Origin of the sequence: Pseudomonas sp. NPDC089741 (assembly GCF_044748825.1) — a bacterium.
GTDB lineage: Bacteria > Pseudomonadota > Gammaproteobacteria > Pseudomonadales > Pseudomonadaceae > Aquipseudomonas > Aquipseudomonas helmanticensis.
On record NZ_JBIVGT010000009.1, the window covers coordinates 62,178 to 77,790 of the forward strand.

Below are 15,613 nucleotides of genomic sequence, written 5' to 3' on the forward strand. Positions count from 1 at the left end.
CGATCTTTTGATCCTGACCTTTGAAATCAAAAGATCGCAGCCTCGTTTCACTCGACAGCTCCTACAGGTGCCAAGTCCGGTCAGACGCCGACGATATCTGCGCCTTTGATGGTTTGACTGCGCTGCCCGTTTGCACCCACCGGCACTTCACCTTTGAGTGTCACTCGACGCACCACCCGATCCTGAGTGCCGTAATCATCAATCGCGTAATGCTGCGTCGAGCGGTTATCCCAGATCGCCACATCACCCGCCTGCCAGCGCCAGCGCACGGTGTTTTCCTGGCGAATCACATGGCTCTGCAGCAAGCCGAACAGGTGCGCCGAATCTGCCTGCGAATAACCCTTGATGCGTTTGACGAAATGCCCGAGCAACAAGCTCTTCTCGCCACTGATCGGGTGCACACGCACCACCGGGTGCTCGGTCTCGTAGACGGTCGAGGTGAAGACCTTGCGATAGAGCTCAAGCTTCTCCGCCGAGACGTCAGGCTTGGCGCTGGCGTAGTCGTATTCGTTGCTGTGCACGGCGATCAGTTTATCGGCCAGTTCACGCAGCTCGCTCGGCAGGCCGTTGTACGCCGTCGCGGTGTTGGCCCACAGGGTGTCGCCACCGAATGCCGGGGCCACCACCGAACGCAGGATCGAGGCTTTCGGGTAGGCATCGACGAAGGTCACGTCAGTGTGCCAAGAGTTGGCGCGCTGACCTTCAGCGCCGTCCAGTTCGAGCAGATAGCGCGTGCCTTCACGCGACGGCACGGTCGGGTGCGCCACAGGTTCGCCGAGCAGATGGGCGAAGGCTTCCTGACGCTGATCGTCGAGCTGGGTCTGTTCGCGGAAGAACACCACCTTGTATTGAATCAGAGCCTGCTGGATGGCTTCGACGGTGGCGGCGTCCAGCTCACCGGACAAGTGCACGCCACGAATCTCGGCGCCGATACGACCGGCCACCGGGTGAATTTCCAGCGCGTGGACAGCGGGTTTTACAGCGAGTGCGGCATTGCTCATGGGTAGACCCTCATCGACTGCTTACGGTTGGACGGCAGCGAAACAACGCTCTATCTATATTCCATTTACATCTAATAGATATTCACATGCTTCGTTGACGGAATAAGAGCTTGCATTTAAAACCTCTAGCAACCCTCGTCGCAAATGCCTTCGAGCTATTTTTAGGATGCCGGAAAAGCATATGGATCTTCGCCAGTTGCGTTACTTCATCGCCCTCAACGAACACCGCAGTTTTGTCCGTGCGGCGGACGCGATGGGCATCACTCAACCGGCGTTCAGCCGCAGTATTCAAGGGCTGGAGCAAGAATTCGGCTGCGTGCTGGTGGATCGCGGCAACAAGGATCTGCGCCCCACCCCCGAAGGCCAAGTGGTGCTGCAACACGCCCTGAGCCTGGTACAAGGCGCGGCGATGCTCAGCGCGGAAGTGACGCAGATGACCAAACTCGATGCCGGCGAGGTGCACTTCGGTTGCGGCCCGGCGCCAGCAGTGAAACTGGTGCCGGATGCGGTGGCGCAATTCATCAATGCGCACCCGAAAGTGCGCACCTGTTTTCAAGTGGATAACTGGGAAAAACTCAGCCGCGCGCTGAGCCGTGAAGAGATCGAATTCTTCATCGCCGACATCCGCCATTTCGAGGCGGATCCGAACTTTCAGACTCAAGCCCTGACACCGAAACGCGGAGTGTTTTTTTGCCGTCCGGGGCATCCGTTGTTGGCCAAGGAAAGCCTGTCGACCAACGACATGTTCGACTACCCGCTGGCGACCACGCGGATCCCGCCGGGCATTCGTAAATTGCTGGCGAACCTCAGTGGACGCATCGATTTTTCCCCGACCATCGAGACCGAGCATTTTCCGGCGCTGGTGAAAGTGGTGCTGCAATCGAATGCGATTGGCGTCGGTACGGAAGAGGCGTTTGTCGAGGACATTGCCAAGGGTTCGCTGGTGCTGCTGCACTGGCGCAATTTGCCGCAGAACCTGGAGAGCATGAATGCGCGTTGCGGGATTGTCAGCCGTACCGGGTTTCGACTGTCGCCGGCGGCGCGGGCGATGATTGAGACGCTGGTGGCGGTGGATCGGCAGGAAGTCAGCGTCGCCGTTTGAAGAGGATCGTTCCCACGCTCTGCGTGGGAATGCAGCCCGGGACGCTCCGCGTCCCAAAGCGGACGCAGAGCGTCCATTGATGCGTTCCCACGCAGAGCGTGGGAACGATCGGTTCCCCTGTAGGAGCTGCCGCAGGCTGCGATCTTTGTTTTTAAAGCTTCGCCGCGGCCAACTCCGGCGCCACCCATTCATTAACCTTGAACGGCTTGCGAATCAGTCTCTGCTGCGCCGCCAGATCGACCTTGTCCTGCAAGCTATCCAGGAACGCCGGATCCAGCGTCGACGGGAATACTTCGCTCAGTTTCTGATCTTTCAGATCTTCAGTGAGAATCACCGGCGGATAACTCGCCAGCCCCGACACCAATTGCACATAGGCGTCCTTGTTGCTGTCCTGCGTTAGCCACTCCACTGCCTGCTGCTGCGCCTTCAACAACTTCGCCACTGCCTCCGGATGCGCATCGACAAACTTGCCGGTGCCAACCAGTACCGACTGCACACTGCCAGCACCACCGAGATCCTTGGTGTTCAACGGCAACTCGGCGAGGCCCTTGGTCTGCAACGCCGCCAACCCGGAACTGCCCCACGATGCATCAATCTGTTTGGCCGCCAGCGCTGCGGTCGCGCCGGTGAAGTCGAGGTTAATGACCTTCAGATCTTTCTCGCTCAAGCCCTGACTGGCCAGCGCCGCGTCAAACGACAGTTGCGTCGCAGTACCCCGGAAGATCGCCACGCGCTTGCCCTTCAGATCCTGCAGGGTCTTGATCCCCGAGCCAGGCACTACGCCCAGATACTGCTTCACCCCACGCGCACTCGCGCTGAGCAACCGGGTATCGAGACCATTGGACTTGCCGATGATCGCCGCCAGATCGCCCAGATACGCCAGATCCACCTGGCCATTGGCGAACGCCTCATTGATCACCGGTCCGGCGCCTTTGAAGAAACTCCACTGAATCTTGATGCCCTGATCGGCGAAGGCCTTTTCGAAGATCTGCTGATCGCGCAATACGTCGACCACACCGCCACCGCTGTGCTGAGTGCCGGCACTCAGGTCGGGCACGGCGATCCTGATTTCCTTGAGTTCGTCGGCGTGAACGGTGAACGCCAGCAGGCCCGCCAGTGCAGGAACGGCAAACAGACTGAAAACACGTTTGAAGGGAAGGTTCATGGGTGCTGCTCCTTGATCACGACAGGCGTTGAGGAGCCGAAAGTAGGCTGAATGCACACCTTCACTTAAATACTATAAATGCACATTTTTATAGCTTTTAAAGCTAAGCAAGCAAAAGCGGGGCTTGCAGCGGCGTATGCATTAACAGCATGGAAAATATTCTCCGAATGCATTGGATGCGTGTGGTCTGGAGGCCTTAAATGGCCTCGCTTATCTCTTAAAAGAATCTATATCGATATTGTTATAACTATTTGTTTTTAGCTAATACCGCTAAAGATCGCAGCCTGCGGCAGCTCCTACAGGGGCGACGCAATCCCCCTGCCGAAGGCTGCGATCTTTGATCTTGACTCGATCTCGATCCAACCCGACAACGGAGGTCACCCATGGCCCGTCAATCCCTGCTCAGTTTGCCGCTGCCGGCGCCACCGCTGAAAAGCCAAGGCATTTCGCCAACCATCAACCAACGCCTGTTGCCGTGGCTGCTGCCCATCGGCCTGTTCGTTTTGTGGTGGCTGGCAGCGCGCAACCAATGGATGAGCGAGCAGATCCTGCCCGCGCCATCACTGGTGTGGAACAGCGCCGTCGAACTGGCGCATGGCGAGTTGTGGAGCCATTTGTGGATCAGTCTGCAGCGATTGTTCTGGGGCTTGCTCGCAGGGGTTTGCGCCGGTGCGTTACTCGGTGCGGCGCTGGGTTTCAGTCGCCGTCTGGAACGTTTGATTTTCCCGACCTTCGCCGGTCTGGCGCAGGTGCCGACGCTGGCGTGGATCCCGCTGTTCATGGTGTTTTTCGGCATCGGCGAAGTGTTGAAACTGGTGGTGCTGATCAAAGCCATCGTCGTCCCCGTGACCCTGCACACACTGGTTGGCGTGCGCGACGCACAGCCGAAACTGCGCGAGGCTGCCGCCGTCTTGCGCCTGCCGCCGCATCTGCTGATTCGTCGATTGGTCTTGCCCGCCGCCCTTCCCGCGTTCATGGCCGGCGTGCGTCTGGCGCTGGCAGCCGGCTGGACGTCGTTGCTGGCGGTCGAGTTGCTCGCTTCCAGCGAAGGCATTGGTTACCTGATGGTCTGGGCGCGCCAGCTGTTCATGCTCGACATCGTCTTCGTGTGCATCGTGGTCATCGGTGTGATCGGCGTGGCGATGGATCGCGGCATCGGGCTGCTGGACCGCAAACTGGTGCACTGGCCACATCCCGCCACTGCCGAGATTCGGCGAGGCCCGCGCTATCAAGGCTGGCAGCGCCTGCAACCGTGGTTGTTGCCGCTGGGCTTGCTGGCGTTGTGGCAACTGGCGAACGATCAGCAGTGGGTCGATAACAACATTCTGGTCAGCCCGCTGGCCGTGTTGATCACTGCTTGGGACGGTTTGCTTGACGGCACGTTGATCAGTGGCATGGCGCTAAGCCTCGGTCGCACCCTCGGTGGTTTGCTGCTGGGTGGCGGGTTCGGTTTCGCCCTCGGCTTGCTGCTGGGGCTGTCGCGCACCAGTGAACGCCTGCTCGGTCCGACCCTCGCCGCCATCCGCCAGATCGCGATTTTCGCCTGGGTGCCGTTGCTCACCGCCTGGTTCGGTCTGGGTGAACTGGCGAAGTGGGTGTTCGTCGCCCTCGCCGCGTTCTTCCCGCTGTTCATCGCCACGCAACGCAGCGTCGCCAATCTCTCACCGCAACTGAACGAAGCCGCGCAAGTCTTGCGCCTCAGCCTCGGCCAGCGCTTGCGTCGCCTGGTGCTGCCGGGCGCCGCGCCGGGGATTTTCGCCGGCCTCAGGCTGAGTCTGATCTACGCCTGGCTCGGCACCATCGGCGCTGAATATTTCATGCCGTCGAATGGCGGCATCGGCAGCCAGATGATCGGCGCACAACAACTGCTGCGCATGGATCTGATCATGGCCGGCATGCTCTTCGTCGGCCTCACCGGCGCCCTGCTCAACCTCATTGGCCAACGCCTGGAAATTCGCGCGACCCGCTGGAGACACGCATGAACGCACCGATTGTCAGCTTCAACCACGTAGGCAAATCCTTCGACGTCGACGGTTTCGAACTGGAGGCGATTCGTGAATTCAATCTGGACATCGCCGAGGGCGAATTCGTCGCCATCGTCGGCTCCAGCGGCTGCGGCAAATCGACGTTATTACGCTTGCTCGTGGGCCTCGATACGCAATTTCGTGGGCAGATCACTGTTGACGGCAAAGCTGTCAGCGGCATCGGCGGCGAACGCGGCATTGTCTTTCAGGAACACCGTTTATTCCCGTGGCTGACCGTCGCCGACAACATTGGCCTGGGTCTGGTCAACGAGCCGTTGAGCGCTGCGCAAAAGCAAAAACGCATCGATGATTTCATTGATCTGGTCGGTCTGCGCGACTTCACTCGCGCCTATCCGCACCAGCTCTCCGGCGGCATGGCGCAACGTGTGGCGATCGCTCGCGGTCTGGTCGCCAGCCCACGAATTCTGCTGCTCGATGAACCCTTTGGCGCGCTCGACGCACTGACACGCCAGCAAATGCAGGACGAACTGTTGGCGATCCGCGCCCGCGCGAAGATCACCACGATCCTCGTCACCCACGACGTCGAAGAAGCGATCTTCCTCGCCGACCGCGTGGTGGTGATGGAGCCGCGTCCGGGGCGGATCAAGCAAGTGGTCGACATCGCCCTGCCCCATCCGCGCCAGCGCAGCAGTTTCGACTTCCATCAGTTGCGTGAAGAGCTGCTGCACGAACTGACCAGTGACGACCATTACCAACCGAGCGTGCCGGTGCAGATTCGTGATCTGCCGCTGACGTTCATTGCCTGCTGAACAGGAGTTTTGCGATGCCGCAACGTCCCAATTTTCTGGTGATTCTGGCCGACGATCTCGGCTTCTCCGACATCGGTGCGTTCGGCGGCGAAATCGCCACGCCGCACCTTGATGCCCTGGCCAACAACGGCCTGCGCCTCACCGATTTTCATACCGCACCGACCTGCTCGCCGACCCGCTCGATGCTGCTCACCGGCACCGACCACCACATAGCCGGCATCGGCACCATGGCCGAGACGCTGACCCCGGATCTGATCGGCAAACCGGGTTACGAGGGTTACCTCAACGACCGCGTCGTTGCGCTGCCCGAGTTGCTGCGCGAGGCCGGTTATCAAACGTTGATGAGCGGCAAATGGCACCTCGGTTTGAAAGCTGAACTGGCGCCGCATGCGCGCGGTTTCGAGCGCTCGTTTTCGCTGCTGCCGGGCGCGGCCAACCACTACGGTTTCGAGCCGACCTACGATGAGCAAACCCCCGGCCTGCTGAAATCAACCCCGGCGCTGTACATCGAAGACGACACCTTCATCGACGAATTGCCGAAGGATTTCTATTCCTCCGATGCCTTCGGCGACAAGTTGCTGCAATACCTCAAGGAGCGTGATCAAACCCGGCCGTTCTTCGCTTACCTGCCATTCTCCGCACCGCACTGGCCGCTGCAGGCGCCCGCCGACATCGTTGAGAAATACCGTGGTCGTTACGACGCAGGCCCGGAAGTGTTGCGCCTGGAGCGTCTGGAAAAACTCAAAGCCCTCGGCCTGATCGAACCGGACGTCGAGCCGCATCCGCTGATTCAGTTGACCCAGCAATGGGACGCACTGAGCGCGGAACAAAAACAGATCTCCGCGCGGGCGATGGAGGTCTATGCAGCGATGGTCGAGCGCATGGACTGGAACATCGGCCGGGTGGTCGATTATCTGCGCCAGCAAGGGCAGCTCGACAACACGTTCATCCTGTTCATGTCCGACAACGGTGCCGAAGGCGCGCTGCTGGAAGCGTTCCCCAAGTTCGGCCCGGAACTGGTGACGTATCTCAGCCAGCACTACGACAACAGCCTCGACAACATTGGCCGGGCCAATTCCTACGTGTGGTACGGACCGGATTGGGCGCAGGTGGCGACCGCGCCATCGCGGTTATTCAAGGCGTTTACTACTGAGGGCGGGATTCGCGTGCCGGCGCTGCTGCACTATCCGCAGTTGGCGCTCAAAGGGCAGATCAGCCATGGCTTCGGCACGGTGATGGACATCACGCCGACGATTCTCGATCTGGCGGGCGTGCGTCATCCGGGCAAGCTCTGGCACGGCAAACCGGTGGCGCCGCTGCGGGGCAAATCGTGGCTGGGGTTCTTGTCGGGCGAGACCGCGCAGGTGCATGACGAACACACGGTGACGGGTTGGGAATTGTTCGGGCGCCGGGCGATTCGGCAGGGGTCGTGGAAAGCGGTGTGGATCCCGGGGCCGGTAGGGCCGGCGACCTGGCAGCTTTATGATTTGAGCAGTGATCCGGGGGAGATTCATGATTTGGCGGTGAGCCAACCGGAGAAGCTCAGCGCGTTGATCGGGCATTGGCAGCAGTATGTCGAGGAGACCGGGGTGATTTTGAGTGAGTCGCCGTTTCAGCCGGATTGAAGGGGAAGATCAAAAGCCCCTCACCCTAACCCTCTCCCTGAGGGAGAGGGGACTGACCGAGGTGTCTTCCGTTAAATATCGACCTGTGAAAACGAGTCGATTATGGATTCAACGAAGCACTTTCACGTCGGCGTAACTCTTCAATATCCCCCAATCGGTTCCCTCTCCCTCCGGGAGAGGGCGAGGGTGAGGGCAACTCGTCAGGCCTCCACCGCCTCCCCAGCCACCGCGATTTCATCCCTGCGAACAAACCGGTTCGCCCGCCCAAACGTGCCGAAATCATTAAACCGCACGCCCATCTCGCGCATCACCTTATGCGCCACCGGCACGGTCATCTGGCGGATATAAAACGGCTCCTTCACCACAAAATGATGAATCCCGTGGCTGCTGCCAAAGTTGAAGCAGAACGCCTGCAACGGCCACAACCACCAGGGGTTCAGCACCTGACACTGCTGCAGCACGTTGCCCAGTTCAACGTCCCCGTAGTAATGCATGTTCGAGCTGATGAAGTGCAGGCAGAACGTACGCAACACGTTCGGGCCGATGATCACCACGGCAGCGATATCGATCACCTGCATCACCGACAACGTCGTCGCTGACCATTCAATCGGCGCACCCAACAAGTACGCGATGCCATTGGCCGCATGAAAACCCAAGAACACATACCACGCACCCCAATGCACCAGAGCCAGCGGCGCGTAGACCTTCAACGTGCGTTTGATGATGCTGAACTTGTGCGCCCAGGTCTTGGCTCGGAGCATGCGGATGAACGCCGACATCACGTTGTCGCCGACCATCAGCAACCGTGCAAAACCCCACGGCTCGCCGTTGGTGATCGCGCGCTCTTCCATGTCGGTTTCGGTGCCAGAGACCTTGTGGTGATTGAGGTGCAGATGCCGACGAATCCACGGATTGATCGTGCTCGGCCGCGCCAGCCACACCAGGCCCATCATCAAATTGTGCGGCACGCGTTGCTTGCGGAAATACATGCTGTGGATCAGGTCATGCTCCAGCTCATGGGTCAGCGAAGCGAAAAACGCATTGAGCAACAGGCACACCCACCACGCCATATGGCCGCTGATGTACAGCGCCGCCGAGCCGATCATCCCGATCAGGGCCAAGGCCAGAATCCCCGCGCCCAACGCGTCCTGATGCTTGAGAATCGGGTAGCGCTCGCGCAGTTCGACGCCTTTGGCCAGCACCACTTCGCGAATATGCGCTGATCGCTGGGCCGCATTGTGTCGCTGGAGACTTGCAGAAGTACCGTCCATGCTTCCATCCTCGGGTTTATGATGTTCGCATCGTGCCTCGCCAAGGCTTCACTTACGGTAGCCGAGAACGCCAACCTGTTGACCGGAAGCGCCAATCAGCATGAAGGAACCGACCTCCCTCGCCAGCTGGACCCGTGCCTTGCGCAAGCAACTCGACGCGCTGGGACTGGACAGCATTGCCCTGTGCCAACAGGCCGGGCTCGATCCGCAGTTGATGGACGACCCCAACGCGCGCTATCCACTGTCCGGCACTACCCGCCTGTGGGAAATCGCCGTGCAGGTCAGCGGCGACCCGGCGATTGGTCTGCGGGTGTCGCGGTTCGTCAGCCCGACCACCTTTCATGCGCTCGGATATGCGCTGGTCGCCAGCGGCAGTTTGCGGGAAGTGTTTGAACGTATCGTGCGTTATCACCCGGTGGTCAGCGATGCGCTGGAACTGGAGCTGAGTCGTAGCGATGATCGCTATCAATTTCGTCTGAAAATTCCGTCAGGCAATCCGGCGCCGGCCTTCGAAGCCATCGATGCGTTCGCCGCAATCTATGTGCGCACCTGCCGCAATCGCCTCGGCCGCGATTACGCGCCGCTGGCCGTTTATCTGCGCCGCCCGGAGCCGGCCGACGCGCACCAATGGCACAAAGTCTTCCGCGCCCCGGTGCATTTCGGCTGTGCCGAGGATCGCCTGGAGTTCGCCCTCGCCGACTTCGACAGCCACCTCGACGACGCCAACCCGGAACTCGCCGAGCACAATGAAGCCGTGCTCAAACGCACGATGGCCCAGCTCAAACCGCTGACCTGGGAGCGCAAGGTGCGCGATGCCATTGAAGAACAATTGCCGGAAGGTGAGCCAAGTGCTGAACGGATTGCCCAGGCGCTGCACCTGAGTTTGCGCAGCTTGCAAAGGCATCTGGCGGATGAGGGTTGTCGCTTTGATACCTTATTGAACGAGAGCCGCGAGAATCTGGCGCTGCTGCACCTGCGCGATCCGCAGTGTTCGCTGAGTGAGGTGAGTTATCTGCTGGGGTTCGCTGATACCAGCAGCTTCAGCCGCGCGTTCAAGCGCTGGACGGGGCTGACGCCGGGGCAGTTTCGGGATGGGTTGCGCTGATCGTCAGCCTTTAGCCAGACTTCGCTCCATACCGGACGACCATTGTTCGATCATGGCAGCCCCCATCTCGGCGAAAGCTGGATGAGTTGCGCTGTACTCCGCCATTTCGCCCATCGCCACCAGCATGCCGTTAGCAACTTGCAGCAGTAATTCACTGCAACGCGCCTCAGTCAGGTTGCAGACCGTCCGGCCAAAACGCACCAGCATTTTGTGCTTGGGCCAAGCCTTCGAGCCACCCAAGAGCAACGCCATGCTGTCGTGCTTTATGTAGACCGACGTGGTGATGATGTCGTATGCGGGCGCGAGTCTGATTGTCGATTTCTCGCCACAGTCTTCGTACAACACACCGAAGTTTTTTAGATGTGCATCGCCGTTTTTCAAGCCTGCGGACAAAGCCACAATTTTGAAAAATGCTTCCAGCGCCTGATTGAGCAATGCAGGCGAAACAAATGCTTTGATCTGCCGGGCCGCGCCTTCGTAAGAGCCGTCGTATTTGGCTTTCGAGGGCCAACCGTTGAGCACGCAAAAGTCCTCAAAACCGAGGTAGCCTGTAGCGCTCAGGTCAAAGCGCTCGATAACCAGAAACTTGCCATGTTCGCTCAGCTCAAACTGCGGCACCTCAAGCCCGCTGTGTTGCGCAGCACGCATGCAAAAGTATTCGTTGGTTGCCAACTGCGGATATTCATCGGCGCGAAAAGCTTTAACCAGGTGAGTGGATCCCCGATGAGTCAGGCGATCAATCGCAGCCGCACTGTCACGCACCAGTACTTTGGGCTGCACTCCTGATACCCCGGAATACTGGCCATAGGTTTGCAACAGATCCTCGAACAAGTCTTGCGCACCATCGTGTACCAGCAGATCGGCAAGCGACGTTTCAGGCGGGCGATCCGTCATCGATGCGCCGGCAATGGATAATCGACCGAGCTGATAGGGGCCGACAATGGCCAGCAATGCAAAGTCATCGAAGCCGCGAACCGCTTTGCTGAAACGCCGGACCAGCTCATCACGAAGCGCGCCTTCGGGCAGGTTCATCTCGAAAACCGGATGAATGCCATGCTCCCAACCATAACTTTCCAACCGGGACGGCATTGTCAGTGACACGGCATTCTCAGCACTGGCTTCTTCGCGGTAATTGAAGACGCTGTCGACTCGATCTTGCCCGCGCGCCAACGTTCCCACCGCTTGTCCGCCGACACTGACGTTTAATCGATCCGATGACTCAGTCATGGAAGCTGACCTTTTGCAGCGTATCGAGTGTCGGGCGGCGAGCCTGCCGTGGAGCCGCAGTCAGCTCATAGCCAAACCCGTTGAGGATCGCTTCGACTTTGCGCAGGCCGATTTCCGCAATGGTGTTGTTTTCTATCCCCGAGATCGTCGAGCGGCTCATTCCGTATTGCTGAGCCAATGCCTGTTGGGTCATTTTGTTCGCCTTGCGCAGGGCTTTGATTAGTTCGCCAAGCTGTTCCATATGATTACCTGCATCAAATGCGGTGCAAAATTCGATATATGTATAGTTTGCATCGCATTTGATGCACTCACTGAACAAGATTAGCCTAGTTCCGAGTGATCACGAAGGAATCACTTGCTCAGCACAAACCCCAGCTCAAAAACAGTGCCGTCAGCATCACTGCTGACCCCCACCTGCCCCCCATGCAATTGCATGATCGACTGCACGATCGCCAAACCCAGCCCACCCGAATCCCCCGGCTCTGCTCGTGAAGGATCAACGCGGTAGAAGCGGTCGAACAGCTTGCCCAAATGCTCCGGCGCAATCGCCTGGCCATGGTTGTGAACCTGCAACCAGCACTCACCTGGCTCGTCGCGACGACGCAAACTGATTACCGATCCGCGATCAGCGTGACGCACAGCATTGGCCAACAGATTGCCGAGCGCCCGCTGCAACAGTTGCTGATCGGCAAACAATTCACCGAGCAGTCGATTGTCCAGCCGCAGATCGCGGTCATCGGCCAACGCTTCAAAATAATCACACAACTCGCTACCAACACTGTGCAAATCCAGCGTTTGCAGATTCAGCGCGCGCTCAGCCTGTTCTGCACGAGCGAGAAACATCAGGTTTTCCGCCATGCGCTTGAGCCGTTCAAACTCTTCCATATTCGAAGCCAGAACTTCCTGATACTCCGCCGTGCTGCGCGGATGATTCAGTGCCTGGCCGTTACTGGCGAGCAAGGTGTGCAACGGCGTGCGGATTTCGTGGGCGAGGTCCGCGGAGAACTGCGACAGGCGCTGCACGCTGTCGTCCAGCCGCGCCAGCATGCCGTTGAGCGCCCGCACCGGTTCGAGCAGTTCGGCAGGCGTGCCATTGGCGGGCAAGCGTTGATCGAGGCTGCGCAGATCGATGCCGCGCACCGCTTCGCTCAACTGCCGCAACGGTTGCAGGCCCCGGCGCAGCAACAGCAAGCCCAAGGCAAAAGCGAGCAACGCGCCCAGTCCCACCGACAGGTACAAGCGCATGCGATAGCTGCCGAGCATCTGCTCGCGCTCACTCAGCACTTTGCCGGCGATCACCGTCAGCGGCTCGCCGTTCGGCCCTTGCGCCGCGCCGGACAACAGCGCCAGTTCAGCACCGTCCGGCGCTTGCCACGTGAGTACATCGGAACGCTGTGGCGTGTGCTCGCGGGGGATGGCGTTCAGCGCAGGCAAATCGCGTTGACGGGGATTGATCGCGATCACGCTTGAACCGTCGGCACGCAGCACCAGCAGCAGACTGTCGAGATTGCCAAGCATGTTCTGATACAGCCGTGGTCGCGCCTGCAAGGCACCCAGGCTGTCGCTGTCGGCGAGCAAGGCGCGCACTTGCTCCAGTCGACCGAGCAACGCGAGGTCGTCGCGATAGGCGATTTCCGACGCGAGCGAACGGTAGAGAAATACGCCAATCGCGCTCAGCACCAACGCGCAGACCAGTGCGAACGCCAGCGCCAGGCGCCAGGCGATCGACCTAGAGCGCATCGTCGGGAGCTTCCAGCTGATAACCGACGCCGCGCACGGTGTGGATCAGTTTCGGCATGTACGGGTCATCGACTTTCGCGCGCAGACGTCGCACTGCTACTTCGACCATGTTGGTGTCGCTGTCGAAATTCAGGTTCCACACCTGCGAGGCGATCAACGTGCGCGACAGCACTTCGCCTTGGCGACTGGCGAGCAGTTGCAGCAGGGCGAACTCTTTATTGGTCAGGGAAATGCGCTGACCACCGCGACTGACGCGACGGCGCAGCACGTCGATTTCCAGATCGGCGATGCTGTACGACTCGGCTTCACGCATCGGCCCACGGCGCAGCAATGTGCGCACGCGCGCGAGCAGTTCGGCGAAGGCGAAGGGTTTCAGCAGATAGTCGTCGGCACCCAGTTCGAGGCCGCGTACGCGGTCTTCAATGGCGTCCTTGGCCGTCAGGAACAACACCGGCGTAGCGCTGCGCTGGCGGATCAGTTGCAGCAACTGCCAGCCGTTGAGGCCGGGGAGCATCACGTCGAGGATGATCAGGTCGTATTCCTGCTGCTCAATGAAGTAACGGCCATCGAGACCATTGAGCGCCACGTCCACGGCAAAACCCGACTCGCCCAGGCCTTTGGCGAGGAAATTCGCGGTTTTGGCTTCATCTTCTACGACCAGCAAACGCATGGCACACCTCGATTGACAGGCACACAGGCTAGGCGCCTTCAGCGGCGTTGCCCATTACAAACTTGTAATCAGACTGACGAGGTTCTGACGAAGACCGGCGATTAAGGTGGCGACCTTAGCTTTTGGAGCCTTTCCATGACCGTCAAATACCTTGTCGCCAGCCTCGCCGTCAGCCTCAGCGCCAGCGTGTTCGCAAGCCCTGAACTGCCGCGCCATGCCGACCTCGACCTGAAAACCGCGCAACTGCTGGCCAACACGGCAATGAGCAATTGCACCGGCACCGTGTCGGTGCTCGACCGTGGCGGCAACCTGCTGGTGACCTTGCGCGGCGACGGTGTCGGCCCGCACAACACTGCCGCCAGCCAGCGCAAGGCGTACACCGCGCTGTCAACGAAAACCGCGACCCGGTTGTTTGCCGAACGTGCTCGCAACAACCCGGAAACCGCCAACCTCAACACCCTCGACGAGTTGCTGTTGCTCGGTGGCGGAATTCCGCTGTTCGCCGCTGATGAGCTGGTTGGCGCCATGGGCGTGGCCGGTTCCGGCGGCGGCGAGCAAGACGAAAACTGTGCGCTCAAGGCTGCCGAAAAAACCGGTCTGGCCACCACCCGTTCCCAATAAGGAGATGCATCGATGAATACTTTGCGCATGACTTTCGCCGCGCTCGGCCTGAGTGCTTTCTCAAGCCTGGCGCTGGCCGCTGGAAACCCCTTGAGCGTGCACGTGCTCAATCTGGAAAACGGCTTGCCGTCGCCGGGCATCGACGTGACGCTGGAGAAACACGTCGGCCAGAACTGGCAGCCGTTGGCTCAGGGCACAACCAATGAACAAGGGCGGATTGCCGAACTGTTCCCGGCCAAGCAGCCTTTTGAGGCGGGTGAATACCGCGTGGTGTTCAAGACCGGCGAGTACTTCAAGAAGATCAGGCACGACACGTTCTTCCCGGAGATCCCGGTGATTTTCGAGGTAAAACAGACGGATCAGCACTACCACATCCCGCTGCTGCTCAGCCCGTACGGCTTCTCGACCTATCGCGGTTCCTGAGCCCCACGCAAAACCCCTATGGGAACTGGCCCCTGTGGCGAGGGGATTTATCCCCGCTGGGGCGCGCAGCGGCCCTAAAAATGGGACTGCTGCGCAGTCCAACGGGGATAAATCCCCTCGCCACAGGAGCCAGTTCCAACAGGGGATCGGTGTGAGTTTTTAGATCGTGGCCAAGGCGCGTAAGCGCGTGGCGTCGAGGATTTCGATTTCGCCGTACCCGAGCCCGATAATCCCCTGTCCCTGAAAATCCTTGAGAATCTGGTTGGTGGTCTGCCGTGACAGCGACAGCATCGACGCCAGTTGCTCCTGCGGCAGTTGCAGCACCCGGCGCGGCGCATCGAGTTCGCCGTAGCCTTCGGCGATCATCAGCAAGCGATGGGCCAGACGTGCCGGCGCTGGCAGCAGGCTCAATTGTTCGAGGTTGATAAAGGTCAGGCGCAGTTTGTGGCTCATCAGCAGCGCCAGATGCCGCCAATACACCGGCTGTTCGTCGAGCAGTTTCAGCAGCGTCGCCTGCGGAATATTCAGCAGGGTGCACGGCCCGACGGCATAGGCGTCATGGGTGCGCGGCTGACCATCGAACAGACAGATTTCGCCAAACCAGTGCGGCGCCTCCACCAGGCTCAACAACGCCTCCTTGCCCTGCTCGCTGACCGCACCGATGCGCACGGCGCCATCAAGCACCGCGTACAAACCGCAAGGCGCATCGCCGCGCTGGAACAACCGTTGCCCCGCCGTCAGCCGCCGCTCCCGGGCCGCGGCCAGCAGACTATCCTGAAAGGACACCGGCAGATGACTGAACCACTGGCCGCTCATCAGCCGCGAACGCATTTGCATAAACACTCCTGGATTGTCGCCTGCCTGACAGA

At 59.9% G+C, this 15,613-nt stretch carries 15 protein-coding genes; 7 read left to right on the forward strand and 8 right to left on the reverse strand.

Features of this window, described 5'->3' with window-relative positions; all coding sequences use genetic code 11:
- Positions 1-80 precede the first annotated feature (80 nt).
- The gene (locus ACIPZE_RS12110; RefSeq protein ID WP_283438095.1) at positions 81-1,001 is read right to left on the reverse strand and encodes a TauD/TfdA family dioxygenase; all 921 of its coding nucleotides are present in this window, start codon (positions 999-1,001) and stop codon (positions 81-83) included.
- A 181-nt stretch (positions 1,002-1,182) separates the two neighbouring features.
- Here ACIPZE_RS12110 and ACIPZE_RS12115 point away from each other — a divergent pair, with 181 nt between their 5' ends.
- Positions 1,183-2,103, forward strand: coding sequence for a LysR family transcriptional regulator (locus ACIPZE_RS12115; protein WP_400773024.1), 921 nt, complete (start codon positions 1,183-1,185; stop codon positions 2,101-2,103).
- A gap of 151 nt (positions 2,104-2,254) precedes the next feature.
- Here the strand turns inward: ACIPZE_RS12115 and ACIPZE_RS12120 are convergent, their stop codons facing one another.
- On the reverse strand, positions 2,255-3,268 hold the full coding sequence (locus tag ACIPZE_RS12120; RefSeq protein ID WP_283438096.1) for an ABC transporter substrate-binding protein: 1,014 nt from the start codon (positions 3,266-3,268) through the stop codon (positions 2,255-2,257).
- A 383-nt stretch (positions 3,269-3,651) separates the two neighbouring features.
- Here ACIPZE_RS12120 and ACIPZE_RS12125 point away from each other — a divergent pair, with 383 nt between their 5' ends.
- The 3 genes from ACIPZE_RS12125 to ACIPZE_RS12135 are packed head-to-tail and all read left to right on the forward strand — an operon-like array spanning position 3,652 to position 7,687.
- Positions 3,652-5,250 (forward strand): ABC transporter permease, encoded by a 1,599-nt coding sequence (locus ACIPZE_RS12125; RefSeq protein ID WP_283438097.1) that lies wholly within the window; start codon positions 3,652-3,654, stop codon positions 5,248-5,250.
- A complete protein-coding gene (locus ACIPZE_RS12130; RefSeq protein ID WP_007917657.1) occupies positions 5,247-6,062 on the forward strand; it encodes an ABC transporter ATP-binding protein in 816 nt (271 codons plus the stop codon). Before ACIPZE_RS12125 ends, ACIPZE_RS12130 begins: the two co-directional genes overlap by 4 nt.
- Before the next feature lie 14 nt (positions 6,063-6,076).
- Positions 6,077-7,687 carry an arylsulfatase gene (locus ACIPZE_RS12135; protein WP_400773027.1) on the forward strand — a complete coding sequence of 537 codons (1,611 nt, stop codon included), beginning with the start codon at positions 6,077-6,079 and terminating at the stop codon, positions 7,685-7,687.
- Positions 7,688-7,887: 200 nt separating this feature from the next.
- Here ACIPZE_RS12135 and ACIPZE_RS12140 read toward each other — a convergent pair whose 3' ends face one another.
- Complete coding sequence (locus tag ACIPZE_RS12140; RefSeq protein ID WP_400773029.1) at positions 7,888-8,958, reverse strand: fatty acid desaturase; 1,071 nt, start codon at positions 8,956-8,958, stop codon at positions 7,888-7,890.
- 100 nt (positions 8,959-9,058) lie between these two features.
- Between ACIPZE_RS12140 and ACIPZE_RS12145 the strand changes: the two genes are divergently transcribed.
- The gene (locus ACIPZE_RS12145; RefSeq protein ID WP_400773030.1) at positions 9,059-10,063 is read left to right on the forward strand and encodes an AraC family transcriptional regulator ligand-binding domain-containing protein; all 1,005 of its coding nucleotides are present in this window, start codon (positions 9,059-9,061) and stop codon (positions 10,061-10,063) included.
- Positions 10,064-10,066: 3 nt separating this feature from the next.
- Here ACIPZE_RS12145 and ACIPZE_RS12150 read toward each other — a convergent pair whose 3' ends face one another.
- From ACIPZE_RS12150 to ACIPZE_RS12165, 4 genes are all read right to left on the reverse strand, one after another.
- Positions 10,067-11,290 carry a type II toxin-antitoxin system HipA family toxin gene (locus tag ACIPZE_RS12150; protein ID WP_283438101.1) on the reverse strand — a complete coding sequence of 408 codons (1,224 nt, stop codon included), beginning with the start codon at positions 11,288-11,290 and terminating at the stop codon, positions 10,067-10,069.
- Complete coding sequence (locus ACIPZE_RS12155; RefSeq protein ID WP_129396079.1) at positions 11,283-11,531, reverse strand: helix-turn-helix domain-containing protein; 249 nt, start codon at positions 11,529-11,531, stop codon at positions 11,283-11,285. The genes ACIPZE_RS12150 and ACIPZE_RS12155 overlap by 8 nt, the downstream gene beginning before the upstream one ends.
- Positions 11,532-11,641: 110 nt before the next feature.
- Positions 11,642-13,030 carry a heavy metal sensor histidine kinase gene (locus ACIPZE_RS12160; RefSeq protein ID WP_400773032.1) on the reverse strand — a complete coding sequence of 463 codons (1,389 nt, stop codon included), beginning with the start codon at positions 13,028-13,030 and terminating at the stop codon, positions 11,642-11,644.
- Positions 13,020-13,700, reverse strand: a complete 681-nt coding sequence (locus tag ACIPZE_RS12165) for a heavy metal response regulator transcription factor (RefSeq protein ID WP_129387443.1) — start codon at positions 13,698-13,700, stop codon at positions 13,020-13,022. The genes ACIPZE_RS12160 and ACIPZE_RS12165 overlap by 11 nt, the downstream gene beginning before the upstream one ends.
- A 135-nt stretch (positions 13,701-13,835) precedes the next feature.
- Here ACIPZE_RS12165 and ACIPZE_RS12170 point away from each other — a divergent pair, with 135 nt between their 5' ends.
- A complete protein-coding gene (locus ACIPZE_RS12170; protein ID WP_400773034.1) occupies positions 13,836-14,321 on the forward strand; it encodes a heme-binding protein in 486 nt (161 codons plus the stop codon).
- 12 nt (positions 14,322-14,333) lie between these two features.
- Positions 14,334-14,744, forward strand: coding sequence for a hydroxyisourate hydrolase (gene uraH, locus ACIPZE_RS12175; protein ID WP_129387437.1), 411 nt, complete (start codon positions 14,334-14,336; stop codon positions 14,742-14,744).
- Positions 14,745-14,903: 159 nt separating this feature from the next.
- Here the strand turns inward: uraH and ACIPZE_RS12180 are convergent, their stop codons facing one another.
- Positions 14,904-15,581, reverse strand: a complete 678-nt coding sequence (locus ACIPZE_RS12180) for a Crp/Fnr family transcriptional regulator (protein ID WP_283438106.1) — start codon at positions 15,579-15,581, stop codon at positions 14,904-14,906.
- Positions 15,582-15,613 lie beyond the last annotated feature (32 nt).

Coding starts and splice junctions, on each gene's coding strand:
- ACIPZE_RS12110 (WP_283438095.1), bottom strand. CDS start 1,001: ATGAGCAATGCCGCACTCGCTGTAAAACCCGCTGTCCACGCGCTGGAA.
- ACIPZE_RS12115 (WP_400773024.1), top strand. CDS start 1,183: ATGGATCTTCGCCAGTTGCGTTACTTCATCGCCCTCAACGAACACCGC.
- ACIPZE_RS12120 (WP_283438096.1), bottom strand. CDS start 3,268: ATGAACCTTCCCTTCAAACGTGTTTTCAGTCTGTTTGCCGTTCCTGCA.
- ACIPZE_RS12125 (WP_283438097.1), top strand. CDS start 3,652: ATGGCCCGTCAATCCCTGCTCAGTTTGCCGCTGCCGGCGCCACCGCTG.
- ACIPZE_RS12130 (WP_007917657.1), top strand. CDS start 5,247: ATGAACGCACCGATTGTCAGCTTCAACCACGTAGGCAAATCCTTCGAC.
- ACIPZE_RS12135 (WP_400773027.1), top strand. CDS start 6,077: ATGCCGCAACGTCCCAATTTTCTGGTGATTCTGGCCGACGATCTCGGC.
- ACIPZE_RS12140 (WP_400773029.1), bottom strand. CDS start 8,958: ATGGACGGTACTTCTGCAAGTCTCCAGCGACACAATGCGGCCCAGCGA.
- ACIPZE_RS12145 (WP_400773030.1), top strand. CDS start 9,059: ATGAAGGAACCGACCTCCCTCGCCAGCTGGACCCGTGCCTTGCGCAAG.
- ACIPZE_RS12150 (WP_283438101.1), bottom strand. CDS start 11,290: ATGACTGAGTCATCGGATCGATTAAACGTCAGTGTCGGCGGACAAGCG.
- ACIPZE_RS12155 (WP_129396079.1), bottom strand. CDS start 11,531: ATGGAACAGCTTGGCGAACTAATCAAAGCCCTGCGCAAGGCGAACAAA.
- ACIPZE_RS12160 (WP_400773032.1), bottom strand. CDS start 13,030: ATGCGCTCTAGGTCGATCGCCTGGCGCCTGGCGCTGGCGTTCGCACTG.
- ACIPZE_RS12165 (WP_129387443.1), bottom strand. CDS start 13,700: ATGCGTTTGCTGGTCGTAGAAGATGAAGCCAAAACCGCGAATTTCCTC.
- ACIPZE_RS12170 (WP_400773034.1), top strand. CDS start 13,836: ATGACCGTCAAATACCTTGTCGCCAGCCTCGCCGTCAGCCTCAGCGCC.
- uraH (WP_129387437.1), top strand. CDS start 14,334: ATGAATACTTTGCGCATGACTTTCGCCGCGCTCGGCCTGAGTGCTTTC.
- ACIPZE_RS12180 (WP_283438106.1), bottom strand. CDS start 15,581: ATGCAAATGCGTTCGCGGCTGATGAGCGGCCAGTGGTTCAGTCATCTG.